Origin of the sequence: Pseudomonas cremoricolorata, assembly GCF_000759535.1 — a bacterium.
Classification (GTDB): Bacteria; Pseudomonadota; Gammaproteobacteria; order Pseudomonadales; family Pseudomonadaceae; genus Aquipseudomonas; species Aquipseudomonas cremoricolorata_A.
Genome location: NZ_CP009455.1, coordinates 2232541 through 2255810, shown reverse-complemented (window position 1 = coordinate 2255810; position 23270 = coordinate 2232541). Strand labels below are relative to the sequence as shown.

Here is a 23270-nt window from a genome sequence, read left to right as displayed (position 1 = left end):
GATCGACTCACTTGCCTTGCAGCCTCTGCCCGGGCGACTACAGTGAAAGGTCAGGCGCTCCTGCGATCACTCGCGCAGGGCGCCGTAGGTCTGACAATCCTCCCAACCCAAACCGCTCTGCGCCGTGCTCTGCAGCAAGGTTTCCACGGCCACCTGCGCTTTCGGCAGGCTGTCGTGGAACTGGATCACGCCCTTGCGCCAGAGCAGCATCAAGGTCAGTACCCGCTGCGCCGATTCTTCACTGCCAAGCGGGCCATCGTCCTGGGCGTCGATGTCCCACAACGCTACCTGCAAGCCCTGATTGCGCATGAATGCCTCACCATCAGCGCGTCGTTGCCCATAGGGCGGACGGAACAGCGGCACGTACTGCTCGGGCAACTCGGCCTGCACCCGCGCCTGGCTGCGGCGCAGCGACTCCTGCCAACCTTGCCATAGCGCATGGGATCGATACTCCCAGCCCTGAATGCCCACGCACTGCCCGGCATAGACCTCACGCAGCGGGCTGCCCGCTGCGCTGTCGCGCCGCTGTTGCAAACGCGTGCCGAGCACGAAGAAGGTGCCTTGCACCTGTTGGCTACGCAAGTAGTCGGTGAGGCGATCGGTACTGCCAGCAGCAGGTCCCGGGCCACCGACGAAGGTCAGCAGAAACACGCGGTCATTGAGCTCATCGCCCGTGCGCTCGGTTGCCGAAAGGCGCTGGATTTCGTTGGGACTGCTGGCGAACAGCGCGGCCTTGCGCAGCAGTTCATCGAGATAGCGTTGATGGAACGCGTAACTCGGCTCGACCCAGGGGCTGTAGAACTCGCCCACTTCCTCGGCGAACACCGCGGCACGTGCGCGGAGTTCGGCCATGCTGTCGAGCGGAAAGCAGAATGAGGCATCCTGCTCGCAGCTCTGCCGAGCCTGCTGGAAGTTCTCCCACAGACGCTGCCACAAGCGGGCGCGCACGGCGCGAATCATCGGCAGGTCGATCTGGCGCAGGCCAAGTCGCGTGGCCAGAGCGGTGTCATCGAGCCGTTCGCTTTCGTGCAACGCGCGGGCGAACGAAAGAATCTCGGCGCGCGAAGCGACATCGAACAGCACCGGGCTGTCCAGTTGCTCGGGCCACAGGTTGCGCTCGAGGCTGACGTAGGGCGAAGGCGGTGCGGCCTGTGCGGCCAGACTCAGCAGGCCGGCGAAGACCACCAGGGCAAGGCGCACGGGCGACACTCCGGTAAAAGGTAGTGTCGGCACTATAGCGTCTGGCCCGGCCATGGTCAGCGCCTATCACGCGCATAGGTTGGAGCTTGCGGGCAGCGCCCGTAGAATCGCCCGATCAACTCCAGGAGCCGACCCCATGCTGACGGTGATTTCCCCCGCCAAAACCCTCGACTACGAAACCCCGCCGGCCACCGAGCGCTTCACCCTGCCGCAGCATCTGGAACACTCTGAGGTCTTGATCGAGCAACTGCGCGAACTGAGCCCGGCGCAGATCGCCGAACTGATGCATCTGTCGGACAAGCTTGCTGGCCTGAATGCCGCGCGCTTCGGCAGCTGGAGCGAAACCTTCACTACGGACAACGCCAAGCAGGCGCTGCTGGCGTTCAAGGGCGACGTCTACACAGGGCTCGACGCGCAAAGCCTCAGCGAAGACGACTTCAGCTACGCCCAGGAGCATCTGCGCATGCTCTCGGGGCTTTACGGCCTGCTGCGCCCGCTCGATCTGATGCAGCCTTATCGCCTGGAGATGGGTACCAAGCTGAGCAATGCCCGCGGCAAGGATTTGTATGCTTTCTGGGACACGCGCATCAGCGAATGGCTGAACCAGGCGCTGTCCGCACAAGGTGACGACCTGCTGTTGAACCTGGCCAGCAACGAATACTTCAGCGCGGTGAAGCGCAGCGCCTTGAAAGCGCGGGTCATCCATGTGGATTTCAAGGACTGGAAGAATGGTCAGCACAAGATCATCAGCTTCTACGCCAAGAAAGCCCGCGGCATGATGAGCCGCTTCGTGATCCAGAACCGCATCGATGATCCGCAGCAGCTTCAGCAGTTCGATGTGCACGGTTATTACTACAGTGCCGAGCAGTCGAAGCAGGATCATCTGGTATTCCTGCGCGACCAGGCGCCTCAGTAGAATGCCGACGCTTGAGGCACTGCGGCGTCCATCGCCCCTGACGGGACGACGGACGCCGCAGGGCTCCTGGTTGGCTCAGAAGGTCAAATCCAGCGAGCCGTCTTCAATCTTGTAGTCCTTTTTGTTGTACGAGAAGCTCATGGTGAACTTGAAGGAAAGACTCTTCCCTGGTTCCCACTTGAGCGAGGTGACCTCCGGTTTTGAGGTGATTAGCGCAGCAAAGTCGACGGCCACGAACCCCGATTCCACCGACGGTTTACCCTGACCGTCATAGCGCAGCATGAAAATCACGCCAAAACGCTGCAGGCCGCCCTGAAGGTCCTTGGTCTGCATGGCGAACAGCGCAGTCGGCGCAGTCGGCTCGCCGTTGTATTCCATCGTTTTAGCCTCGATGGCCAGATTACCTTCAAGCGGCTCGTCCAGCTTGGCCGATGCGCTGCCCGAACCCTGTCCAGCCGTTCGAGCGCCGACGGAGACCGTGAACCGCCCCGCGGTCACAGTGACATTCTCTGGGTCGCTCTTGGCCACGAAATCGAACTTGCCTTCCATTTTGCGGCCAGGTGTGCCTGCCGATTGCAACATCAACGTCCCTGACGTTGCCTCTCCGGAATGCGTCCCGCCGACATACGCGCGGACCCCATCCTTGCCGATTGAGTGCTCACCCTTTTCGATGTCCTTGGGAAAGCCCAGGTAGATGAAATGGTCATCGTCGATTAAGCCAATCACGCCTCCAACCGTGTCCCATTCGACCTGAACAGCCTTGAATGCTTGGCCATCGATGCTGGCGGTCATCAAGCCCTGTGTTGCTTGTGCGGTATCAGATGTCTTGTTCATGTTCAGCCTATTGATTGCTTGAGCTAGGGTTCATCGCCCCGCAAGCGCGTTGTCCAGCGCGCGGCGCTGATGTGAGCCTTGAGCCTAAGAGCGTCAGAACCATGTTGAAACTGACAGAAATACCAGGTCAGGCCTTCCGTGCCATGGCTAAACGAGGATGCGCCCAGGTTTTGAGCCCAACGCCAATTGCCGCTAGGATGTCAGGCACTGCTCACTCCCAGGCCCGCCCACCATGCTCATCGGCGCACTGCTCATTCTCACCTGGTTGGTTCTGCTGCTGCGCTACCCGCGCAAGGCGCTGCCGCTGTCGCTGGCGGCTGCCATCGGCTTGGGTCTGGTGGCGCTTTACGTGGTGTGGGAAGACAATCGCGAAGCCTCGCAACTGGCACGCCTCGACCTGCGCCTGAGCTACAGCCCCGAGCAGTGCCCGGCCGACCGCACCTTGCTGGTCGAGCTGAACAACAGCAACGCTGTACCGCTCAGTGAGCTGCGCTGGCGCGTCGCGGCTTATGCGCCCGGCGACACCGTCAACCTCGCAGAAAGCACCTACGCGGCGCCGCGCTATCGCGGCCCAGGCGAACTGCAGGCCGGGGCGCAATGGCGCGACTGCTTGCCGTTGCCACCGTTGCGCGCCGGCTACCGGGCACAATCGCTGGAGTTTCGCGCCGAACACCTGCAAGGCACGTTCGCCAACTGAGCGTGTCCCGTCCCTACCCAGACAGAAGGCTGACCGCCATGCCCAACGTGCTCATCACCGGCTGCTCCAGCGGCATCGGCCGCGCCTTGGCCGATACCTTTCGCGATGCCGGCTACGAGGTATGGGCGACTGCTCGCAAAGCCGAAGATGTCGAGCGCTTGGGTGAAGCCGGCTTCACCGCACGAAAGCTGGACGTCAATGACCGCCAGGCGCTGGCGCAGCTGGCCGAGGAACTGCAAGCCCACAGCGGCCAGCTCGACCTGCTGATCAACAACGCAGGCTATGGTGCCATGGGACCGGTGCTCGACGCCGGCGCCGAAGGCCTGCGTCAGCAGTTCGACACCAACGTGTTCGCCGTGGTCGAGGTCACCCGCGCCCTGTTCCCCTTGCTGCGCCAGGCCAAGGGCACGGTCATCAACATCGGCAGTGTGTCGGGTGTGTTGGTGACCCCGTTCGCAGGCGTGTACTGCGCGTCCAAAGCCGCCGTGCATGCCTTGAGCGATGCGCTGCGCCTGGAACTGGCGCCGTTCGACATCGCGGTAATGCAGGTGCAACCAGGCGCCATCGCCTCGCAGTTCGCCGCACACGCCCAGCGCGGCGCCGAAGAGGTGTTGCGGGCTGAATCGGCCTGGTGGCCGCTGCGTGAACAGGTTCGTGCCCGCGCCCGCGCCTCGCAAGACCGCCCCACCTCAGCGTCAGTGTTCGCTCAAGGCGTGCTGGCCGCTGCCCGCCGTCGCCCACTGCCAGCCGTGGTGCGCCTGGGCAATGGCAGCACCGCCCTGCCCTTGCTCGCCCGGCTAGTGCCGCGGCGCCTGCTCGACTGGGCCTTGCGCAAGCGCTTCGGCCTGCTGCGGCCGCTGTGACCGCGACGCAGGCATGGCCCCCTGCTCGGCCTCGAAAGCCTGCCAGCCACCACCCAGCGCCTTGTACAGCCCTACCAAAGCCTGCGCGACTGCGGCCTGGCTATCGATCGACTGCTCCTCGCTTGCCAGCAGCGCGCTCTGCACGCTGAGCACGTTGAGAAAATCCACCGTCCCTTCGACGTACTGTTGCTGCGCAGTGCGCAGGGCGATGCGGTTTTCCTCCACCGCCTCGGCGAGGTGCTCGCGGCGCACCTGGCTGGCGTTGTAGCGGCGCAGTTGATCGTCGATTTCGTGCCAGGCGCCGAGCACCACCTTGCGGTAGTTGAGCGCCGCTTCCTGCTGCTGCGCTTGGCGCAGGTGCAACGTGCCGCGCAAGCGCCCGCCTTCGAACAACGGCAGCGAAAGCTGCGGTCCGAAGGCGAAGCGTCGCGCCCCCCAACTGCCCAAGTCCGACAGTTGCAGGGCCTGGAAACCGACGCTGCCCGACAGCGTGATGCGCGGATAGAAATCGGCCTGGGCCATGCCGATACTGGCAGTCGCCGCATGCAGGCGCGCCTCGGCCTGGCGGATATCCGGACGCCGCGCAGCCAACTCCGATGGCAGGCCGATGCCCAGGTGCTGGCGTGGCTCAGGTTGTGCCCAGGGGGCCAGCAGTTGTCGGTGCAGGCTGCCCGGCGGCTCGGCAGCGAGCAGGCTCAGCGCATTGATCAGTTCGTCGCGGCGCGCTTGCAGGTCAGGCAGCCGGGCTTCGATGGAGGCGACCTGGGCACTGGCCTGGGCAACATCCAGGCGCGTGGCCACGCCCTCTGCCTGGCGCCCACGGGACAAGCGCAGGCTGTGCCGGGCCAGCTTCAGGTTGTCTTCGGTAACGCTCAAGGTGCGCTGCACCGCGCGCAGTTGAATGTAGTCGCTGGCGGTGTCGGCCAGCAGGCTCAACAGCACGCCGCGGCGATCATTCTCGGCCACCTGCACGCTGGCGTCAGCGGCCTCGACCTGGCGCCGTACCCGGCCCCAGAGGTCGAGTTCCCAGCCTGCAGCCAAGTCGCCCTGCCACAGGTTGTAGGCGGCCTTGCCGGCATTGCCGGAGGGGTCGTTGAGGCCTTCGGCACTGTTGCGCGCGCGGCTGTAACCGGCATCGGCACGTACGTTCGGCGCCTGCTCGGCGGCCACCGTGCTGCGCAGCGCGCGGCTTTGCAGCATGCGCGCGCTGGCCATCTGCAGGTCGAGGTTACGCGCCGCAACCTGCTCGATAAGGGCGCTCAGCCGCGGGTCGTGGAAACTGTCCCACCAGCGCAACTGCAGCGGCTCGGCCTCGGCCCGACTCGCCGCCGCATCGCCCTTGGGCTGTGCCCACTGCGCCGGGGCAGTGCTCGCAGGCGTGTGAAAGTCCGGTCCCAGGCTGCAACCGGCCAGCGCCATGGCCAGCAGCAGCGGGCTGCATCGCGTCATCGCCTTCATCGCGCACTGACCTCGCGCCGGCCCAGGGCGTCATCGCCGGTGTCGATCGATGCCTCCACCGACATCCCTACGCGCAGACGCTGCAAGGCGGGCTGGTCGGCATCGAAGACGATCTTCACTGGAATCCGCTGCACCACCTTGGTGAAGTTGCCGGTGGCGTTGTCCGGCTTGACCGCGGCGAAGGTCACGCCGGTGGCCGGGGCAATGCTCTGCACACGGCCGCGCAAGGTGTGTCCGGCGAAGCTGTCGACGCGAATCTGTACCGGCTGGCCGGGCTGCACATGGGTCAACTGGGTTTCCAGGAAGTTGCCGATCACGAAGGCCTGCTCCAGCGGCACCACCGACAGCAAGCGGGTACCGGGGCTGACATACGCGCCGGCGCGCACTGCACGCTCGCCGACCATGCCGGCAACCGGCGCGCTGATACGTGTGTACGACAGATCGAGGCGTGCCTTGGCAACGCCCGCTTCTGCCTGCTTGAGCTGACCATCGGCACCCGCCAACTGCGCCTTGAGCACCTCGACCTGCTTGCGTGCAGCCAGCAGCGCGGCGTCGGCATCGGCGCGGTGCGCCCGGGCCTGCTCGACCCGGCTGCGCGCCTGCTGGGCGTTCTGCACGGTGCCGGCACCCTGCGCAGCCAGGCGCTGGTAACGGCCGACTTCGTGCTCGGCGAAGGCGTCTTCGGCTTTGGCCGCCTGCAGCGCTGCCTGGGCCTGGGCGATCACCGCGCTCTGCCGCTCGAGGGTGGCCTGGGCGTTGTCGCGCTGAGCCTTGGCCACCAGTTGCCGGGCCTGGGCGGCGTCGAGGGCGGTCTGGTAGTCGCGGTCATCCAGGGTGGCGAGCAACTGCCCGGCCTCGACCGCCTGGTTGTCCTCGACGCGAACGTCCTTGATGAATCCAGCCACCTTCGGCGCGACCACCGTGTAGTCGGCACTGATATAAGCATCGTTGGTGCTTTGGCGGCGGTCGCTGCCCAGCAGCCAGGGGCCGACCAGGGCCGCCAGTACGGCCACGGCCAGTACGCTGGCGATGATCAGGGTCTTGCGCGTGTCTTTCATGTCGGCGAAGTCTCAGGCTCAGGTCACCGCGCGCGGCGGATACACCCGTGTAGGAATGATGGGAATCAGGCAGATCAGCGCAAGGCCGACGCCGGCCAGCACCAGGTAGAGGTCGGCCGAGGTCAGCACCAGGGCCTGGGCGTGGATGCGCTGGGCCAGGCCGGCGGCGTGATCGTCGAGCAGCGGTGCGTTGCCCAGGCTGTCCACCAGATGGGTGGAATGGGCATGCCGGCGCCAGGTGCCGAGCGCCTCCAGCAGCGCCCCGGCCACCACCACGCTAAGCCCGCGCACAGTGTTGAACCAGGCCGAGGCGAACGGACCCTGTTGCGGGCTCATGCCATTGGTCGACAGCAACAGCAACGGCAGCACCGCCATCGGTTGGCCGAACACCTGCAACAGGTAGAACGGGTAGAAGTCGTCACGAATCCATTGGCTGGTCAACGTGCTGCTGCCCAGGCACGACAGCACCAGCATGCCCAGACCGGCTGCCAGCACCCAGCGACAATCCACCGCACGCAGGTTGCACAGCGCTGCAGTCAGCGCCAGGGCCAGCAACTGCGGCAGTGCTACCAGCAACATCAGCGGACTGGTCTGCGCCGGGCGATAGCCATGGATCTGGGCGAGGTACGCGGAGGGCACGCTGCCCACACCCGACAACACGATCAACACCCCGGCCAAGGTCAGCAGGGCGAACATCAGGTTGCGCCGGCCCAGCATGCGCAAGTCGAAGAACGGCACCGGCTCGGACCACTCGTTGTACAAGAACAGCACCAGCAGCAGACCGCCGCCGCCCAGTAGCACGCTGATCAGCGGCGAATCGAACCAGCCCCAGCGATCGCCCAGGGACAGCCCCAGCACCAGACAGCTCAGCGCCGGCAGCCCCAGTAGCACGCCGCGCCAGTTGAACTGGGCGAAACGCTCCAGGCGCAGCGGATCCTGCGGCAGCCCCCAGGCTACGCAGGCCGAGGCCAGCAGTGAAGGCGCGACGATCTGCCAGAATGCCCACTGCCAACCGACGTATTCGGTCCAGAGCCCCGCCAGCGGCGTCGCCAGGTTCGGCCCGAAGGTCGCGGTGAGCGCGTAGCAGGCCAGGCCATACACCTTGATGCCCGGCGGCAGGAAGCGCAGCGCCACGCTCATCAGCATCGGCGGCAAGGCGCCCGCTGCCAGGCCCTGGAGGATGCGCAGCAGCATCAGGCTGTGCAGGTTCGGCGCGAACGGCTGCAGCAGCCCCAGCAGCGCAAAAGCGCCAATCGCGCAGAGGGTGAAGCGCCGCAGAGAGAAGGTCGTCGCCAGCCACGGTGACACGGCCGTCGCCGAAACCGCTGCGGCGCTGTACACCGCCAGCAGCCAGGCCCCTTCGTCGGCGCCGATGCCCATGGCGCCGCGGATGTCGGCCAGCGACAGTTTGGTCACCGCCTCATTCAGGCCCGCGCACAACACCGCCAGCAACACACCGAACAAGCCGACCACTACCCTTGCCCCGAACGCTGCCTGCGCGGGTGCCGCCACGGGCGCGGGGCCAGCGGCGGCATAGGTAGGGGAAGGCTGCGACATGCCCAGAAAACTCCAGCAACAAATTTGAGGCTGGCAAGTCTAGAAACATCGATTACTTACGAAAACTGACTTATCGGTAGTTTTTAGTTGCGTCAAACGCAATCGACAACATACTCCCCGTGCGTTGAAACGCATCAGGGTTGCGCTTCGCAACACGCCTTGAGGGTCTGGCGCAGCCAACGGTGAGCGGGGTCATGGTGAAAACGCGGGTGCCAGGCCTGCATGACCGTGACCCGCTCTAACGCCAACGGAATGTCGAACGCGCGTAATGGCAGGCCAAGCTTGCGCACGCTGGCCAGGATGTTCGCCGGCATCGGCAGGATCAGGTCGGAATCGGGCAGCGAGAACATCGCCGAATGAAAACTTGGGGTAATCAGCGCCACGCGCCGTTGCACGCGAAACGGCGCCAGTTCGACATCGATCGGGCCATTGGCGCGGCCGCGTCGCGACACGCTGATGTGCGGGTAGGCGGCAAAGCGCTCCGGGCTGATGACCCCGTCGAAAATCGGATGATCCTCACGCGCCAAGCCGATGTATTGCGTATGGAACAGCCGCTGCACCTTGATCTCCGGGCCCAGGTCGATGGTCGAGCTGATGATCAGATCAGTGCGTCCATCACGCAATACCGCATCGTCGTCGCCGCTTTCCGGCACGAAACGCACCACCGTGCGCGGCGCCTGCTCGTGCATCATGCGCAGCAATTGCGCGCCGTACAGCGCGATGAACAAGTCGTTGGTGCGGATGTTGAAGGCACGCTCCAGAGTGGGCAGGTCCACCGCATCGCCGCTGCGAAACACCTCGCCAGCCTGCTCGACCAGCTGACTCACCTGTTCACGCAACGCCAGCGCGCGGGGCGTTGGCACCAGCCCGCGCCCGGCACGTACCAGAATCGGGTCGTTCAACGCTTCACGGATGCGTCCGAGGGTGCGACTCATCGCCGCCGGGCTCAGGTTCATACGCTGCGCGGCCCCGACCACACTGCCCTCGTCAAGCAATGCATCGAGCGCCACCAGCAGGTTCATGTCGGGAAGCGGCATGGAAATGTCCGAAGGTGAAGTGGAAAAAAATCGATCTTAGCAGTTGGCAAACGTGCACTAGACACAACCTGCGGTTGCACGCCAGGCTATTTATCCGGCTCCTTCGAGGCCCGACAATGCGCACGCCCCCTTCCCCGTCCAAGGAATGCCCATGCCCCGCACGGTCCTGATCGCCATCGACGCCTCCCCCGCCCGCACCGCTATCGTTGCCCTGGCGCGGCGTTACTGCAGGCCGGACGAGCATGAGCTGCACGTGCTGCTGGCGATCGACCCCAGCTTTGCCGTACACCGCAGCCCAGGGCTGTTCAGCGCCGAGGAACTCGACCAGTACCCAGCAGCCTGCGACGAACAGCGCCAGGCCGAGCAGGCCATGGCGCAGGCCTTGCAGGCGCTGCGCGAGGCCGGCTTCACCTGCGTGGGCAGCACTGAGCCGGGTCAACCCGTGGAGGTGATCGTGGCCAGCGCCCAGGTGCTGGACTGCGAGCTGATCATCATGGGCCACCGCCATCTGTCACGCCTGGGCCGGCTGCTCGACCCGTCGGTGAGCAGCAAGGTCATCGACCGGGTGCAGGTGCCGGTGCTGGTGGCGGTCGCCGAAGGCTGACGGGTTTGCCTATTGCCAGCCTTCAACTGTCGCGGGGGCGTACCACCACGGTACAGGTCGTCCCTGCGGCAAGCAGAAAACCCTCCGGCACGGCATCGATCTGAATCCGCACCGGCACCCGCTGGGCCAGACGCACCCAGTTGAAGGTCGGGTTGACGTCGGCCACCAGCTCGCGGCTTTGCGGGTTGTCGCGGTCGTAGATGCCGCGGGCGATGCTTTCGACGTGGCCTTGCAAACGCTCGCCGCTCATCATCTGCAACTCGGCCGGATCGCCCACGCGCACGTGCGGCAGCTTGGTTTCCTCGAAATAGCCATACACCCAGAATGACTGCGCATCGACCACCGCCATCAAGGGCTCGCCGGTGCGCGCGTAGTCGCCGCGGTGCACGTTGAGGTTGGTCACGTAGCCGTCGACGCTGGCGACGATGCGTGTGCGCGCCAGGTTCAGCTCGGCCGCCGCCAACTGCGCCTGGGCCTGCTGGTATTCGGCCTGGGCGGTGCTGGCGATATCGCGGGCGTCGTCGCGGCTCTCGGCCGAGATCACCAGGTTGTCCAGGTCGGCGCGGCGCCGGGCGTTGACCTGGCGCATCTGCCAGGCGGCCTTGCGCGCCGCCACCAGTGCCTTGGCCTGCTCCACCGCCACTTGGTAGTGCGCCGGATCGATCTGCATCAGCAGCTCGCCCTTGCGCACCCGCTGGTTGTCGCGCACCGGCACATCGACCACATAGCCGGGCGAATCGGCGGCGACGTTGATGATGTCGGCGCGTACCCGGCCGTCTCGGGTCCAGGGCGTGGTCATGTAGTCGAGCCACAGCTGGCGACCGATGAACACCGCCGCGGTGAGCACGAGCAAGGTGGCGATCAGGCTGAAGAACTTTTTCATCGAAGGAGGGTTACCCGTAAATGGTCAGCGCCAGGGCGCCGAACAGACAGACGAACAGCGACAGACGCAACAGCGCCGGGTGCCAGAAGAAGCGGTAGCCGTCGACGCTGGCGATGAAGCGATCCAGCCCCCAGGCCAGGCCCGCAGCGAGCAGGAACATCAAGGTCATGCTGGGCATGTACAGGCCGTGGAAGGCGATTTCACGGGGCATGGGCGGCTCCTTGGGCGGGCGGCACAGTGGGCGGTGTCAACGGCGATTGCGGGTCGAGCAACGAGGTGCGGATGAAGTGCAGGTAGCTCTGCACCCGGCGCAGCACCGAGGTGTCGAAATGCCGGGCGAACGGTTCGTCGGTGGCTTGCACACGGCCGATGGCGTGGTCTACCGCGATCAGCGCACGCTGTTGGTTGCTGGCGCCGGGTTGCAGGAACAGCCGGGTCAACGCCCGCCCCATCACCCGAATCGCCTGCCGCCATGCCTGGCTTTCGGCATAGGCCGGATGCACCGGCGCCTGGGCCTGCTCCTTGCGCAGTTCGATGACCGCATGCCCGACCTCCAGCACCACGAACATCCAGCCCATCAGCTCGCGCTGCACCTGAGGGCGCCCGGCCGCCAGGCCATAGGCCTGGTGCAGCAGGTCGCGGGTGCGGCTTTCGAACGCCGAACTCAGGCCACGCAGACGCCCACTGATGGCGAACAGAACTTGGGCACGCAGATCCTGCTCGAGGCGCTGCCACAGCCAGCGGCTGTTGGGCGGCAGGATGATCGCACCGGCCGCGGCGCATACCAGCATCCCCAGAAGCATGCCCAGGTAATCGTTGATGAACACATAGGGGTCGTACACGGTGAGGTTGTTCGGCACCGAGCCGATGCCGAAAAACACCAGCAGGCCGATACCGTAACCGGCATACAACGGCCGCGAGGCGAGAAACGCGCCGAGCACGAACACCGGCGCCAACACCATGCACAGCAGCGCGAAACCATCGATCCAAGGGAACACGAAAAAGGTTTCGAAAAAGCCGACCAGCGCCCCGAGCAAGGTGCCGCAGGCCATCTGAAAGGCCATGCGCCGGGGGTTGGGCGAAGCCGCTGAAAGGCCTGCGGTGACGGTGGCAATCAGCGTCATCATCGCCCCGCTCGGCCAATCGCTGAGCAGCCAGTAGCTGCCCAGCAGCAGCAGCACCACCGCCGAACGCAGCCCGGCGGCGGCCGACACCAGCCAGTTGGTCTGCGCCACGTAGGGCTCGTCCCACTGCTCGCGCTGGTGCCGGTGCGCGGCCAGCGAGGCGTGGGTCTGGGCGAAGTTGTAGAGGTCGTCGAGCAGGCGGTAGAGCAACTCGAAGGCAGTATGAAAATCCAGCAGGTCGGCCTCGCTCGGCGCACTGGCGAGAAACTGCGCGCGCAGCTCGCGCACCTGCTGTTGCAGGCCGTCGCGGTAGCCCGCCAGCTCCAAGGTCAGGCGCAGCGCATCGGCGTCGGTCAGCGAGCGCCCGACATAGGGTTCGAGCAGCTCGATCAACGGCGCCATGCCCGGCTGCAACACCGCGTTCAACTGCAACGGCCCGCGCTCGCGCTCGCGCAGGCGTTCGAGCAGGCGGTTGAGCGCGTGAAAGCGCGTGGTGATGGCCATGAACTCACTGTTCAGGCGCATCAGCCGGCCATTGCGCCGGCGCATGTGCGGGTCTTCGAAGGCGGTGACGTTGCGCAGGCTCTCAAGGCCCACGGCCTCGGCGACGAAACGCACGTTGCTGGCCTCGAGCCGTTCCCGCTGACTGTTGCCGCGCAGCGCCTCGACGGCGACCGCGGCAAAGCCACCGAAGCGCTGGTACAGGGCATGGCGCATCGCCGCACTGGCCGACTGCGGCAGAATCGCCGCGCTGACCGCGGTGGACACGACGATCCCCAGGCTGATTTCCAACACCCGCCACACCGCCGCGAGAAACGCCTGCTCGGGATGTTGCAGCACTGGCAGGCCGATCATCGCTGCGGTGTAGCCGGCAAGCACGAAGCCATAAGCACGGAAGGTGCGGTAGCGCATGGCGCCGGCAGCGCACAGCCCGACCCACAGCGCCAGGCTGGGCAGAAACAGTTCGGTGTTCTGCGGAAACAGCGCCACCAGCAGCACCATCATGCTCGACCCGGCCAACGTGCCCAGCAGACGGTAGAAGCTCTTGGCGAACACATGGCCGCTCTGCGGCTGCATGACGATGAACACGGTGATCATCGCCGTGCGCGGCTGCGGCAACTCCAGGCGCATGGCCAGCCACAGGGTCAGGAACGCGGCCGCCAGCACCTTGAAGATGTATACCCAGGTCACGCCGTCGGTGCGTGCCCAAGCGTAGAAACCGCGCTGCCACGGCAGTCGGTGCAGCCATTGCCAGCCTTGGCGCAGGCTGTTCATTGCCGGGCCTCGGGCTTGATGAACACGGCCAGCGCCGCCGGTGCGTCCGGGGCGGCTTCACGCGTGCTCGCCGGGGTGTCGGCGCCGGCCTGCAAACCGCCGCCCAGCGCAGTTGCGAGGTCGGCGTGCACGCTCAGCCGCGCGGCCCACACCTGCTGCTGCACCTGTTGCTGACGCAACAGCAGGGTCTGCGCATCGAGCACCTCCAGGTAGCCAGTCAGGCCGCGCTGGAAGGCCACGCTGGCGATGTCGTAGCTGCGCTGCGCGGCCGCCACCGATTCATCTGCAAGGTGCGCCTGGGTCTGCATCGATTCACGGCGGATCAGTTGGTCGGAAATGTCCTTGAGCGCCAGCACCAGGGTCTGGTTGTAGTCGGCGACCGCTTCGTCATAGCCCGCAGCGGCGGCGCCCAATTGCTCGCGCAGCCGGCCGCCATCGAAGATCGGCACGCTCAGCGCCGGGCCTACGCCGTAGTTGAAGGTTCGCCCGCTGAGAAAACCCAGGGCGCTGCCACCGGTGGCGATGAAACCCAGATTGCCGACCAGGTCGATATTGGGCAGAAAGCGCGCCTGGGCCACCTCGATACCGCGCGCCTGGGCCGCCACCTGCCAGCGCCGGGCGACCACGTCGGGGCGTTGCCCAAGCAACTCGGCCGGCAGCGTGGCAGGCAACCCAAGCGGGTTGGCCAGGCGCAACTGCGGACGTTGCAAGCGCGCGCCAGCACCCGGGCCGAGACCGGCCAGTGCGGCCAGCTGGTTACGCGTCAGCGCCATGGCCTCGACCAGGCTGTCCAGCTGACGATGGGTTTCCGGCAGTGGCGCCTGCGCCAGGCTCACCTCCAGATGCGTGCCCATGCCCGCATCGAGACGACGCTGGGCGAGGCCCAGAATCTGCTGTTGCTGGGCCAACTGGCGTTCGACGATGTCGTGCCGGGCATACAGCAGGGCCAGTTCGATGTAGCGCTTGACCACGTTGTTCTGCAGTTCGAGCTGCGCCTGGCGCGCTTCGGCGGCGCGGCGATGGGCGATGTCCAGGGCCTGCTCGCTGGCGTTGCGCGCCTGGCCCCAGAGGTCCAGCGGGTAGCTCAGGCCGATGCCGGCATGGTTGTCCCAGGTGGTGGCGCCCGACAGATCGCCGGGGCCATAGAACGCGTCCTGCGGCCAGTTGTGGCGTTTCAGTGCGGCGTCGCCATCGCCCTGCAGGCGCTGGGCCGACTCGGCCACGCCCGCCAACGCCTTGGCCTGGCGCAGCCGCGCCAGGGCCAGCGCCAGGCTCGGGCTGCCGGCCAAGGCCTGGTTGAGAAACTGGTCGAGCTGCGCATCGCCATAGGCCTGCCACCAGCGCTGCGCCGGCCAGTGGGCATCGCGCTCGGCGTCGGCCAATGTGCTGTCGAGGGCGAGGTTGTCGGGGTCGAGGCGTTGGCTATGGGGGGTGATGTCTGAGGTTGCGATACAGCCACTCAGGGTCAAACTAAGGGCACAGGCAGTGAGCACGGTGAGCGCTCTGTCGAGGCGACGCAGCACAGCGGCGATTTCCCGGGGAATGAGGTCAAGGGGGGGGCAATGCAATTCTAGGGGGCAGCCGCGGGTGGCGATAAGCGTGGATTCCTGCGAATCTTTGTTACCGAAAGCGTGATAATCCGGCTTTGGTCGAAGCTTCAGAGGCGATGCTTCATGTCACAATTTCGCCCTCAACCTTGAGAGTGACCCATGGACACCCTGCAAAACATGCGTGCGTTCAGTTGCGTGGCCCAGCTTGGCAGTTTCACCGCCGCGGCAGGGCAGCTCGACACCACCACTGCCAACGTGTCACGCGCTGTCTCCAACCTCGAAGCGCACCTGCAAACCCGCCTGCTCAACCGCACCACCCGGCGCATCGCCCTGACTGAAGCCGGCAAGCGCTACCTGATGCGCTGCGAGCAGATTCTCACCTACGTCGAAGAAGCCGAAGCCGAAGCCAGCGACGCCCACGCACGCCCTGCCGGGCAGCTCAAGGTGCACTCCATGACCGGGGTCGGTCAGCACTTCGTGGTCGACGCCATCGCCCGCTACCGCGAGTCGCACCCGGATGTGACCTTCGACCTGACCATGGCCAACCGCGTCCCCGACCTGCTCGATGAAGGCTACGACGTGTCGATCGTGCTCGCCAGTGAGTTGCCGGACTCGGGCTTCGTCTCGCAGCGCCTGGGGATTACCTACAGCATCGTCTGTGCTTCACCGGACTACGTCAGCCGCCACGGCATCGCGCAAAAACCTTCAGACTTGCTCAAGCATGCCTGTCTGCGCATGGTCAGCCCGGTCATCCCGCTGGAGAAATGGCTGTTCGACGGCCCGCAGGGCCAGGAAGTGGTGAACATCGCCAGCTCGCCGTTCCAGGTCAACTCCGCCGATGCCATGAAGACCGCAATCCGCAGTGGCATGGGCGTCGGCGTGTTGCCGATCTACTCGGCCATCGATGGACTGCGCGACGGCAGCCTGGTGCGGGTGATGCCCGACTACCGCCTGCAGGAGCTGAACCTGTACGCCATCTACCCTTCGCGCCAGTACCTGGATGCGAAGATCAAGACCTGGGTCGAGTACCTGCGCAATTCGTTGCCGGAGATACTCGCCGCCCATGAGGCCGACCTGAAGATCCACGAATTGCAGATCGCCCACTGACCACCGCGTTGCGCCGCTGCGGGTGTCGATCCCGGGCCCGGCGCAGCATCGTCCTTGCCGCTCACCTTGCAGAGATGCCGACCGATGAAAAAGACCGTACTGGCTTTCAGCCGCATCACCCCGGCCATGGCCGAACGTTTGCAGCACGACTTCAACGTGATTCTCCCCGACCCCAAGCGCGGTGACATCGCTGCGCAGTTCAACGAGGCGCTGCCCGAGGCCCACGGCCTGATTGGCGTCGGACGCAAGCTGGGCCGCGCGCAACTGGAGGGTGCCGGCAAGCTGGAAGTGGTGTCGAGCGTGTCGGTGGGTTACGACAACTACGATCTGGACTACTTCAACGAACGCGGCATCGCCCTGACCAACACCCCTGACGTGCTCACCGAAAGCACCGCCGACCTGGGCTTCTCGCTGATCATGGGCTGCGCGCGGCGCACCGCGGAACTCGACGCCTGGACCAAGGCCGGCAACTGGCAAGCCACCGTCGGCCCCGCGCAGTTCGGCAGCGACGTGCATGGCAAGACGCTGGGCATCGTCGGCCTGGGCAATATCGGCGCCGCCATCGCCCGCCGTGGCCGCCTGGGCTTCAACATGTCGGTGCTGTACACCGGCAACAGCCGCAAGCCGGCGCTGGAGCAGGAGCTTGGCGCGCAGTTCCGCAGCCTCGACCAGTTGCTCGGCGAAGCGGACTTCGTCTGCCTGGTGGTGCCGCTGTCCGATGCCACGCGCAAACTGATCGGCGCCCGCGAGCTGCAACTGATGAAATCCAGCGCGTTTCTCATCAATATCTCCCGTGGGCCGGTGGTCGATGAGGCCGCCCTGGTCGACGCCCTGCGCCAGGGCACCGTGCGCGGCGCCGGGCTGGACGTGTACGAGAAGGAGCCTCTGGCCGACTCTCCGCTGTTTCAGTTGCCCAATGCGCTGACCCTGCCGCACATCGGCTCGGCCACCGCCGAAACCCGCGCGGCGATGGCCAACCGGGCCATGGACAACCTGCGCGCTGCGCTGCTCGGCGAGCGGCCGCGCGACCTGGTCAACCCGCAGGTGTGGAAGGGCTGAGTGAACGCGCCGGGGCGGGCTAGCGAATCAGGCTGGCCAGTCCCAGCAGCGGGCCGAGCACCAGGCTGATGGCGGCAAGCCCCAACAGCCAGCGTGGCCGGTACGGCAGGATGAACACCCACAACGTGACCGCGGCCATCAGCAGCGCCATCCATTCCACCAGGCCAAAGGCCAACCCGCGCAGGTGCACCGCCAGTACCAGCGAGGCCAGCAACAGCCCCCACCCCGCCCAGCGCAAGCTGCGCAGGTGCACTGCGCGGGGGGTGTGCTTGAGCAGCTCCTTGAAGTGTTTATCCATGGCCAGGCACAACGCGGCGAATCCCGCGTAGCCCAGCAGTGCAACGCTGAGCATCAGTTGGCCTCCGCTTCGGCAGTGACCTTGCCCTGCGCTGCTGCACGCGGCGCACGCTTCTTGGCCGCAGCCGGCACACGCAGCATCTTGCGCGCCAGCCAGGCCATGAACAGCCCGGTGGCCAGGGCCGTCAGATCGACACCGGCCATGGCCCAGTCACCCACGGCGATGGAATGGTTCAGGCCTTGCCCGGTACTCAGCCCATTGAGCAGCGGCAACAGGCCGAAAGCGACCGCACCAAGCCCCAGTTGCTCGGCCCAGGCGCGACGGCCGGGACGCACCGCCGCATGCAGCAGCGAAGCGGCCCAGACCCACAGAAACGCGTTGACCTCCCAGTCGGCACGTCCTTGCAGCGCGACCGGCAGCAGCCGGTTGGCCCAGAAGAACGCCGCCACCGCCAGCAGCAACCCACTCATGCTGGCGATGTTGAGCACCTCCACCAGACGTAACTCACCGGGCTGACGCTCGCTCTTGGCATGCTTGAGCTGGCGCTTGCCCAGCCACATCACCAGGCCCGTGCCGATCACCGCAGTGCCGGCCACGCCGAACACGAAGTACAGCCAGCGCAGCCAGGGTCCGGCGAAATTGCCCATGTGCAGGCCGGCGAAGGTAAACGAGGTCATCATCATCGCGCTTTCCGGCGCCCCACTGGACACCTGCGCACCGCTCACGCCATCGAATGTCCAGCTCTGACTGCGGCGGTAGGCGACGCCGTCGGACGAGGCCCGGGTGAAGCTGACCCGGGCGTTCTGATCGTTGGGGTTCTGCACCTGGATGTAGCCCATGCGCGCGCCGGGCGCCCCCTCCTGGGCCTTGGCGTACAAGCCTGGCAATGCCACCATGGGCGCGACTACCCCAGCCGAACTGACGTCAACGTCACGCCCGAACAGGTCGCTGAAATAGCGGTTGGTTTCGCCACCGTAGCTGGCCATGATGCCCGCCGGCATCACCATGTACATGAACAGCACCAGGCTGCTGTAGCTGATCATCAGGTGGAACGGCAGCACCAGCACGCCGATGGCATTATGCCCATCGAGCCACGAACGCTGACCCTTGCCGGGGCGGAAGGTGAAGAACTCCTTGAAGATCTTCTTGTGGGTGATGATGCCGGTCACCAGGCCCAGCAGCATGATGAACGCGCACCAGGTCGACAGCCAGCGCCCCCACGGGTGTGGCAATTCGAGCTGGAAGTGGAAACGGTAGAAGAAATCCCCGCCACGGCTTTCCCGCGCCTGGACCACCTCGCCGCTGGCGGCGTCGAGGGATTTGCTGACAAAGCCCCTACGGCCCTGCCCCGGTTCGCGCCAGCCAACGCTGATGGCCGGCTCGCGATCGCTGGGCAACTGGATGAACCAACTGGCGGCGCTGCCGGCGTTGGCATCGAGGTAACGCTGGGCCAGGCCCAGGCTGTGGGCTGGATCAAGCGCGTGGCGCTGGATTTCCGGCTGGCTCCAGTGGCTGATTTCGTCCTTGAAGTACGACAGTGTGCCGGTCAGGAAGATCGCGAACAGCAGCCAGCCGAAGATCAGCCCGGTCCAGGTGTGCAACCAGGCCATGGCCTGGCGAAAGCCTTCTTTCATGACGTTTGCATCCCGTAGGCCACGCCATCGATCAGCGCCAGCAACGCGCTCGGTGCCAGCACCCCGGCCCAGGCACGCCAGGCGCTACGACAGGCGAAACACCAGATGAACGCCAGCAGATACACCAGAAACGACAGCATCATGCCCAATAGTGCGGCATCCACCTGGCTGATGGGCGTCAACAGCGCCAGGGCGATGTTCGCCAGCGAGGCAAGCAGGTAGCCGCCCAGCAAGGCGGCGAGGCTGCGAGAGGCGACGGCCAGGCGATATGCCAGGGGCAGGCCGGCGGCGGTACGTTTCATGTCTGCGATCCGGGGTTTCAGGGGTTGCAATAGTAATGATTTCAATTCTCATAAGCAAAGACTGGCGGATGAGATACCCTGCAAAAAATTCCGTCCAATCACGCCGCTGGTGCAACCATTTGCAACAGAAGATTTATTTGTCATCAGGGCTTGAAATCATCCATCGCTTGCCTGACCTTAGAGTCAAGAGGCGCAGAATTTCCCCCTGCTTCAAGGGTTTCCACTCTGTCATGCACCTCTTGCGAGCCAGCTGAATAAGGATTGAATCATGCAAATCCAGGTAAACAGCAGCAACCAGATCCAAGGCAATGCCCGTCTCAACGATTGGGTCCGCAGCACCTTGGAAAGTGGCCTCGAACGCTTCGAGGACGACCTCACCCGAGTCGAGGTCCACCTCAGCGACGACAATGGCGCCAAGCCAGGCCCGCATGACAAACGCTGCCAGATGGAGGCTCGCCCCAAAGGTCATCCACCCATTTCGGTCAGCCACACCGCAGGTTCCCTGGACCACGCCGTGGATGGCGCCACCACCAAGCTCAACCACGCGCTGGACCATTTTTACGGCAAGTTGCGCAGCAAGCGCGGCACTCTGGAACTGGCTGAGCCTGAAGACGAATGAATCCGGTTGTCTGAACTGAACGCAAACGCCCGAGGCAGTGCCTCGGGCGTTGTTTTTGTGCAAAGGTCATTCGTCGCAGGCCGCTGAACCATCAGCTCCAACCCTCGGTCAACAGCTCCACGTCCCATCTGCAGAAGTCGATCATGTACAACCCGTTCGCTCAGATCAGTGCCGCCTTTTCCGCCGACTACCGGGTCAATCTGTCCATCGTTGGCCTTGACGGCAGCATCATGCTGACCCTGTCAGACGACAGCGGCATCGCCGCAAAGCGGCTGATCAAGCAGGCACAACGCAATGACCCGCTGCACTTGCAGCGGGTCATCGACAGTATTCAGCTGGACCTTGCCGTGGAACGCGGCGCGATGGCCTGCTGAACGGCGGGCGCTTGCTCAGCGGCCCGAATCGAGTAAGCCGCGAATGGCTTTTTCGATATCCGGCAGGCGCAAGCGATACTCACGGTGCTCGGCAGCGAAACTGTCAGGCGTCGTGAAGATGCCCACCAGGCCGGGGTCATAGGTGGGTTCCTCGCCCTCTCCAAGCCAGTGCAGCACTTCATCGACCAGCGACCGCGACTCGACCACCTGGGGTTCGAGCACGTTGTCCACTTGCGTGACGAAAGTGAATTCCACATCCAGCTCCAGCGGTAAAAAGTAGCCGTCGAGGTAATCGATGACTTTCAGTCGGTCCAGTTCACTCATGGCGTTCTCCTCAGATCAAGCGCGGGCCGGCAACCGCAACGGTTTGCCCCAAAGCCGCGCAGCGCAGATTGAACGCCAATCCCTCACTGCCCACTCTCTAGATATTCAGCACCTCGAACGCTCTATCTTGTAGCGTGACGCTCGCGGCACACCTCACCGATTCTCTTCCAGTTCCTTGCCATGGGCATCCAGCGCGCGAGTCGAGGGATAGCGATACGACGCATAACGCACCACCAGAATGGCAAAGGCCAACAGCAGGATCCCCCCGCAGACGTACAGCAGCCCGACGTCGGGCGCCTTGTGGTGCGAAACATCGCCGATCAGCAGCCGCGTCAGCGCGGTGATGGCTACGTACAGCAGGAAGCGGATGGGCATGTGGTTGGTCTTGAAGTAAATCCCCACCATCGCTCCCAATTCCAGGTAAATGAACAGCAGCAGAATGTCATCCACGCTGACGCCGCCCTTGCCCAGCATGTCGAGGAAGGTCATTACGGCGGCCCAGGCGGTGATGCCGCCGATGCCGAACAATGCCAGGTAGTGGAACGATTCGACGCACAGGTTGCCCAGCGAATCGGCGGAGCCGTGCAGGCCCTTGCGCAGCTTTTCAGCCCATTTGATGTTCACGATGTCAGCTTCCCAGGTACGAGCAGAAAAGAGTGCTTCGGCGATATGACGCTTGTGCCACGCAGTAAAAAGGCCAGACCCACGCCTTGGAAGGCGACCGATCGCCGCACGGCACGTCAGCGAGGGATGCGCCAGCTCAACCGCAACGTCGCGGTTGCAGCCAGGCCGGACCTTCGTATACTGTATATAGATACAGCACACCTGTGACTGATTCGATCATCCCCGCTTGAGCGACACAGGCCGCGCCCCGCCGGCGCCCCTGACATCACTGACTGAGAGGCCTCCCATGGCTGTTGAGATTCTTTACCGCAGTACGCGCGATTTGGAGACTACGTTTTTGGACCGCAAACTCGCAGACGCCCATGACCAGATGCTGGAACTGGCCGAAGTGCTGACCCAGGTGCTGGTGAAAAACGTGCCAGGGCTTGAGGAAAACCTCGCCGAGGAAGCGAGTATCTTCATGGCCAAGAACCGCGCCGTATTCGCCGCGGCGTTCAAGAACAACGCCGCGGCGCTGGCGGAACTGGAAGGGTCGGGCAGCGAAGAGGCCTGAGTCTGCCAGCGCTGCCCCAAGCAGTGTCAGGCCTGCGCCTGGCCTGCTGCCGCAGTAGGGTTGCGCTTCTCCAGGCCAGCAGACACCGCCCAGATCGCCAGCCCGCCCAAGGCAAGGCCGCAGCCCACCCAGCCGGGGGAGGTCCAACCGTAGCCGGCCGCCAGCGCCAGGCCACCGAGGAACGGGCCCAAGGCATTGGCGAAGTTGAAGGCCGAGTGGTTCAGCGCAGCAGCCAGCCCCTGGGCATCGGCTGCCACATCCATGAGGCGGGTTTGCAGGACGGTGCCGAGCGCGCCGCCCGAGCCGATCAACAGCACACACAGCGAGATCGTCCAGACGTTGCCTGCGGCGAAGGGAAACAGCGCCAGCATCACAGCGCTGAACACCAGCATGCCGCCGGCAGTGGCCATCAGCGCGCGGTCGGCGAAGATCGGCACGATCAGGGTGCCTAACGTCATGCCGACGCCGAACACCGCGAGCACCAGCGGAACCGTACTGTGCGGCACGCCAGTGACAGCGCCGAGGATGTCGGCCAGGTAGGTATACACCGCGAACAGGCCACCGAAGCCAATTGCGCCAATGGCCAAAGTCAGCCAGACCTGGGTATTGCGCAACGCACTGAGTTCGCGCAGCGGGCTGGCGGTGGGGTCAGCCTTGTCGCGAGGGGCGTACAGGGTCAGGGCGAGCATGGTGCTCAGGCCCAGCAACGCCACCAGGGCGAAGCTGTAACGCCAGCCGAACAGCTGGCCCAGCCAGTTGGCCAGCGGCACGCCCACGATGGTGGCGATGGTCAGGCCAAAGAACATGCGCCCCACCGCCCAGGTACGGCGATTGGCCGGCACCAGTGAAGCGGCGACCAGGGACGCGATGCCGAAGTACGCGCCATGGGGCAAGCCTGCGATAAAGCGAAACACCAGCATCCAGTGATAATCCGGTGCCACCGCCGATAGCCCATTGCCTACCGCGAACAGCGCCATCAGGGCGATCAACAACGTGCGCCGCGATAGCCGTGCGCCGAGCACCGCCAGTAGCGGAGCGCCGACCACAACGCCCAGGGCATAGGCACTGATCACGTGGCCGGCAGTAGGAGCATCGATGCCCAGGTCAGGGGCGAAGAACGGTAGCAGGCTCATGGTGGCGAATTCGGTGGTGCCGATGGCAAAGCCACCGACCGCCAGCGCGAACAGCACCAGTGCCGTGCCCGCGTGGGGTTCGGTGTGTCGTAATGTCATGAAAAACCTTATGGTTGCAAGGGTGCGCTGCAAGGTCGAGCGCGTTGACGCATGCGCGTGCCGCCCTTATGAGGCGGCACGGCCAGAG

Annotated in this window: 25 protein-coding genes; 9 read left to right on the top strand and 16 right to left on the bottom strand. The window is 65.1% G+C overall.

The window, feature by feature from the left end:
* Positions 1 to 66 precede the first annotated feature (66 nt).
* On the bottom strand, positions 67 to 1200 hold the full coding sequence (locus LK03_RS09790) for a polysaccharide deacetylase family protein (RefSeq protein ID WP_038412150.1): 1134 nt from the start codon (positions 1198 to 1200) through the stop codon (positions 67 to 69).
* Between the two features lie 136 nt (positions 1201 to 1336).
* Between LK03_RS09790 and yaaA the strand changes: the two genes are divergently transcribed.
* Positions 1337 to 2116: a peroxide stress protein YaaA gene (gene yaaA, locus LK03_RS09785; RefSeq protein WP_038412148.1), complete on the top strand. Its 780-nt coding sequence runs from the start codon at positions 1337 to 1339 to the stop codon at positions 2114 to 2116.
* A 75-nt stretch (positions 2117 to 2191) separates the two neighbouring features.
* On the opposite strand, the gene LK03_RS09780 is transcribed toward yaaA, so the two are convergent.
* The gene (locus tag LK03_RS09780; protein ID WP_038412147.1) at positions 2192 to 2950 is read right to left on the bottom strand and encodes a hypothetical protein; all 759 of its coding nucleotides are present in this window, start codon (positions 2948 to 2950) and stop codon (positions 2192 to 2194) included.
* A gap of 232 nt (positions 2951 to 3182) precedes the next feature.
* On the opposite strand from LK03_RS09780, the gene LK03_RS09775 reads away from it, so the two are divergent.
* Positions 3183 to 3647 (top strand): hypothetical protein, encoded by a 465-nt coding sequence (locus LK03_RS09775; RefSeq protein WP_038412145.1) that lies wholly within the window; start codon positions 3183 to 3185, stop codon positions 3645 to 3647.
* A 38-nt stretch (positions 3648 to 3685) separates the two neighbouring features.
* Complete coding sequence (locus LK03_RS09770) at positions 3686 to 4510, top strand: SDR family oxidoreductase (RefSeq protein ID WP_038412144.1); 825 nt, start codon at positions 3686 to 3688, stop codon at positions 4508 to 4510.
* Here LK03_RS09770 and LK03_RS09765 read toward each other — a convergent pair.
* From LK03_RS09765 to LK03_RS09750, 4 genes are all read right to left on the bottom strand, one after another.
* Complete coding sequence (locus LK03_RS09765; RefSeq protein ID WP_081951583.1) at positions 4445 to 5968, bottom strand: efflux transporter outer membrane subunit; 1524 nt, start codon at positions 5966 to 5968, stop codon at positions 4445 to 4447. The genes LK03_RS09770 and LK03_RS09765 overlap by 66 nt on opposite strands.
* Positions 5965 to 7026: an HlyD family secretion protein gene (locus LK03_RS09760; protein ID WP_038412143.1), complete on the bottom strand. Its 1062-nt coding sequence runs from the start codon at positions 7024 to 7026 to the stop codon at positions 5965 to 5967. Before LK03_RS09760 ends, LK03_RS09765 begins: the two co-directional genes overlap by 4 nt.
* An 18-nt stretch (positions 7027 to 7044) precedes the next feature.
* Complete coding sequence (locus LK03_RS09755; RefSeq protein WP_038412142.1) at positions 7045 to 8583, bottom strand: MFS transporter; 1539 nt, start codon at positions 8581 to 8583, stop codon at positions 7045 to 7047.
* Positions 8584 to 8717: 134 nt separating this feature from the next.
* Positions 8718 to 9620, bottom strand: coding sequence for a LysR family transcriptional regulator (locus LK03_RS09750; RefSeq protein WP_038412141.1), 903 nt, complete (start codon positions 9618 to 9620; stop codon positions 8718 to 8720).
* A gap of 151 nt (positions 9621 to 9771) precedes the next feature.
* Here LK03_RS09750 and LK03_RS09745 point away from each other — a divergent pair, with 151 nt between their 5' ends.
* A complete protein-coding gene (locus LK03_RS09745) occupies positions 9772 to 10224 on the top strand; it encodes a universal stress protein (RefSeq protein ID WP_038412140.1) in 453 nt (150 codons plus the stop codon).
* Positions 10225 to 10246: 22 nt separating this feature from the next.
* Here the strand turns inward: LK03_RS09745 and LK03_RS09740 are convergent, their stop codons facing one another.
* Genes LK03_RS09740 through LK03_RS09725 form a run of 4 tightly spaced genes read right to left on the bottom strand, consistent with a single transcriptional unit; the run spans position 10247 to position 15029 of the window.
* On the bottom strand, positions 10247 to 11107 hold the full coding sequence (locus tag LK03_RS09740) for an efflux RND transporter periplasmic adaptor subunit (RefSeq protein ID WP_038412139.1): 861 nt from the start codon (positions 11105 to 11107) through the stop codon (positions 10247 to 10249).
* 10 nt (positions 11108 to 11117) lie between these two features.
* A complete protein-coding gene (locus tag LK03_RS09735; protein WP_028696569.1) occupies positions 11118 to 11318 on the bottom strand; it encodes a DUF1656 domain-containing protein in 201 nt (66 codons plus the stop codon).
* The gene (locus LK03_RS09730) at positions 11308 to 13506 is read right to left on the bottom strand and encodes an FUSC family protein (RefSeq protein ID WP_038412138.1); all 2199 of its coding nucleotides are present in this window, start codon (positions 13504 to 13506) and stop codon (positions 11308 to 11310) included. The genes LK03_RS09735 and LK03_RS09730 overlap by 11 nt, the downstream gene beginning before the upstream one ends.
* The gene (locus LK03_RS09725; RefSeq protein ID WP_038412137.1) at positions 13503 to 15029 is read right to left on the bottom strand and encodes an efflux transporter outer membrane subunit; all 1527 of its coding nucleotides are present in this window, start codon (positions 15027 to 15029) and stop codon (positions 13503 to 13505) included. Before LK03_RS09725 ends, LK03_RS09730 begins: the two co-directional genes overlap by 4 nt.
* Positions 15030 to 15215: 186 nt before the next feature.
* On the opposite strand from LK03_RS09725, the gene LK03_RS09720 reads away from it, so the two are divergent.
* Together LK03_RS09720 and LK03_RS09715 are read left to right on the top strand one after the other, a co-directional pair.
* Complete coding sequence (locus LK03_RS09720) at positions 15216 to 16163, top strand: LysR family transcriptional regulator (protein WP_028696566.1); 948 nt, start codon at positions 15216 to 15218, stop codon at positions 16161 to 16163.
* A gap of 84 nt (positions 16164 to 16247) precedes the next feature.
* A complete protein-coding gene (locus tag LK03_RS09715) occupies positions 16248 to 17222 on the top strand; it encodes a 2-hydroxyacid dehydrogenase (protein WP_038412136.1) in 975 nt (324 codons plus the stop codon).
* A 19-nt stretch (positions 17223 to 17241) separates the two neighbouring features.
* Here LK03_RS09715 and LK03_RS09710 read toward each other — a convergent pair whose 3' ends face one another.
* The 3 genes from LK03_RS09710 to LK03_RS09700 are packed head-to-tail and all read right to left on the bottom strand — an operon-like array spanning position 17242 to position 19456.
* On the bottom strand, positions 17242 to 17574 hold the full coding sequence (locus LK03_RS09710) for a DUF3325 domain-containing protein (RefSeq protein WP_038412135.1): 333 nt from the start codon (positions 17572 to 17574) through the stop codon (positions 17242 to 17244).
* Positions 17574 to 19154 carry a PepSY-associated TM helix domain-containing protein gene (locus LK03_RS09705; RefSeq protein ID WP_038412134.1) on the bottom strand — a complete coding sequence of 527 codons (1581 nt, stop codon included), beginning with the start codon at positions 19152 to 19154 and terminating at the stop codon, positions 17574 to 17576. Before LK03_RS09705 ends, LK03_RS09710 begins: the two co-directional genes overlap by 1 nt.
* Positions 19151 to 19456: a DUF3649 domain-containing protein gene (locus LK03_RS09700; RefSeq protein WP_038412133.1), complete on the bottom strand. Its 306-nt coding sequence runs from the start codon at positions 19454 to 19456 to the stop codon at positions 19151 to 19153. The genes LK03_RS09705 and LK03_RS09700 overlap by 4 nt, the downstream gene beginning before the upstream one ends.
* A 268-nt stretch (positions 19457 to 19724) precedes the next feature.
* On the opposite strand from LK03_RS09700, the gene LK03_RS09695 reads away from it, so the two are divergent.
* Positions 19725 to 20075, top strand: a complete 351-nt coding sequence (locus LK03_RS09695) for an HPF/RaiA family ribosome-associated protein (protein WP_038412132.1) — start codon at positions 19725 to 19727, stop codon at positions 20073 to 20075.
* A 143-nt stretch (positions 20076 to 20218) separates the two neighbouring features.
* Positions 20219 to 20449 (top strand): DUF3509 domain-containing protein, encoded by a 231-nt coding sequence (locus tag LK03_RS09690; protein ID WP_049870460.1) that lies wholly within the window; start codon positions 20219 to 20221, stop codon positions 20447 to 20449.
* 15 nt (positions 20450 to 20464) lie between these two features.
* Here the strand turns inward: LK03_RS09690 and LK03_RS09685 are convergent, their stop codons facing one another.
* Positions 20465 to 20773 (bottom strand): hypothetical protein, encoded by a 309-nt coding sequence (locus tag LK03_RS09685; RefSeq protein WP_038412131.1) that lies wholly within the window; start codon positions 20771 to 20773, stop codon positions 20465 to 20467.
* A gap of 153 nt (positions 20774 to 20926) precedes the next feature.
* Positions 20927 to 21397 (bottom strand): phosphate-starvation-inducible protein PsiE, encoded by a 471-nt coding sequence (locus LK03_RS09680; RefSeq protein ID WP_028696559.1) that lies wholly within the window; start codon positions 21395 to 21397, stop codon positions 20927 to 20929.
* Between the two features lie 286 nt (positions 21398 to 21683).
* On the opposite strand from LK03_RS09680, the gene LK03_RS09675 reads away from it, so the two are divergent.
* Positions 21684 to 21950, top strand: coding sequence for a YebG family protein (locus LK03_RS09675; protein ID WP_038412130.1), 267 nt, complete (start codon positions 21684 to 21686; stop codon positions 21948 to 21950).
* Positions 21951 to 21976: 26 nt separating this feature from the next.
* Here the strand turns inward: LK03_RS09675 and LK03_RS09670 are convergent, their stop codons facing one another.
* Positions 21977 to 23182 carry an MFS transporter gene (locus tag LK03_RS09670; RefSeq protein WP_038412129.1) on the bottom strand — a complete coding sequence of 402 codons (1206 nt, stop codon included), beginning with the start codon at positions 23180 to 23182 and terminating at the stop codon, positions 21977 to 21979.
* Between the last annotated feature and the right edge of the window lie 88 nt (positions 23183 to 23270).

Bases quoted from the DNA above. Each gene is read 5' to 3' on its own strand.
- LK03_RS09740 (WP_038412139.1), bottom strand. From the start codon at position 11,107: ATGAAAAAGTTCTTCAGCCTGATCGCCACCTTGCTCGTGCTCACCGCG.
- LK03_RS09730 (WP_038412138.1), bottom strand. From the start codon at position 13,506: ATGAACAGCCTGCGCCAAGGCTGGCAATGGCTGCACCGACTGCCGTGG.
- LK03_RS09710 (WP_038412135.1), bottom strand. From the start codon at position 17,574: ATGCTCAGCGTTGCACTGCTGGGCTACGCGGGATTCGCCGCGTTGTGC.
- LK03_RS09695 (WP_038412132.1), top strand. From the start codon at position 19,725: ATGCAAATCCAGGTAAACAGCAGCAACCAGATCCAAGGCAATGCCCGT.
- LK03_RS09675 (WP_038412130.1), top strand. From the start codon at position 21,684: ATGGCTGTTGAGATTCTTTACCGCAGTACGCGCGATTTGGAGACTACG.
- LK03_RS09755 (WP_038412142.1), bottom strand. From the start codon at position 8,583: ATGTCGCAGCCTTCCCCTACCTATGCCGCCGCTGGCCCCGCGCCCGTG.
- LK03_RS09705 (WP_038412134.1), bottom strand. From the start codon at position 19,154: ATGAAAGAAGGCTTTCGCCAGGCCATGGCCTGGTTGCACACCTGGACC.
- LK03_RS09685 (WP_038412131.1), bottom strand. From the start codon at position 20,773: ATGAGTGAACTGGACCGACTGAAAGTCATCGATTACCTCGACGGCTAC.
- yaaA (WP_038412148.1), top strand. From the start codon at position 1,337: ATGCTGACGGTGATTTCCCCCGCCAAAACCCTCGACTACGAAACCCCG.
- LK03_RS09690 (WP_049870460.1), top strand. From the start codon at position 20,219: ATGTACAACCCGTTCGCTCAGATCAGTGCCGCCTTTTCCGCCGACTAC.
- LK03_RS09720 (WP_028696566.1), top strand. From the start codon at position 15,216: ATGGACACCCTGCAAAACATGCGTGCGTTCAGTTGCGTGGCCCAGCTT.
- LK03_RS09745 (WP_038412140.1), top strand. From the start codon at position 9,772: ATGCCCCGCACGGTCCTGATCGCCATCGACGCCTCCCCCGCCCGCACC.
- LK03_RS09735 (WP_028696569.1), bottom strand. From the start codon at position 11,318: ATGCCCCGTGAAATCGCCTTCCACGGCCTGTACATGCCCAGCATGACC.
- LK03_RS09770 (WP_038412144.1), top strand. From the start codon at position 3,686: ATGCCCAACGTGCTCATCACCGGCTGCTCCAGCGGCATCGGCCGCGCC.
- LK03_RS09670 (WP_038412129.1), bottom strand. From the start codon at position 23,182: ATGACATTACGACACACCGAACCCCACGCGGGCACGGCACTGGTGCTG.
- LK03_RS09775 (WP_038412145.1), top strand. From the start codon at position 3,183: ATGCTCATCGGCGCACTGCTCATTCTCACCTGGTTGGTTCTGCTGCTG.
- LK03_RS09750 (WP_038412141.1), bottom strand. From the start codon at position 9,620: ATGCCGCTTCCCGACATGAACCTGCTGGTGGCGCTCGATGCATTGCTT.
- LK03_RS09700 (WP_038412133.1), bottom strand. From the start codon at position 19,456: ATGAAACGTACCGCCGCCGGCCTGCCCCTGGCATATCGCCTGGCCGTC.
- LK03_RS09765 (WP_081951583.1), bottom strand. From the start codon at position 5,968: ATGAAGGCGATGACGCGATGCAGCCCGCTGCTGCTGGCCATGGCGCTG.
- LK03_RS09715 (WP_038412136.1), top strand. From the start codon at position 16,248: ATGAAAAAGACCGTACTGGCTTTCAGCCGCATCACCCCGGCCATGGCC.
- LK03_RS09760 (WP_038412143.1), bottom strand. From the start codon at position 7,026: ATGAAAGACACGCGCAAGACCCTGATCATCGCCAGCGTACTGGCCGTG.
- LK03_RS09780 (WP_038412147.1), bottom strand. From the start codon at position 2,950: ATGAACAAGACATCTGATACCGCACAAGCAACACAGGGCTTGATGACC.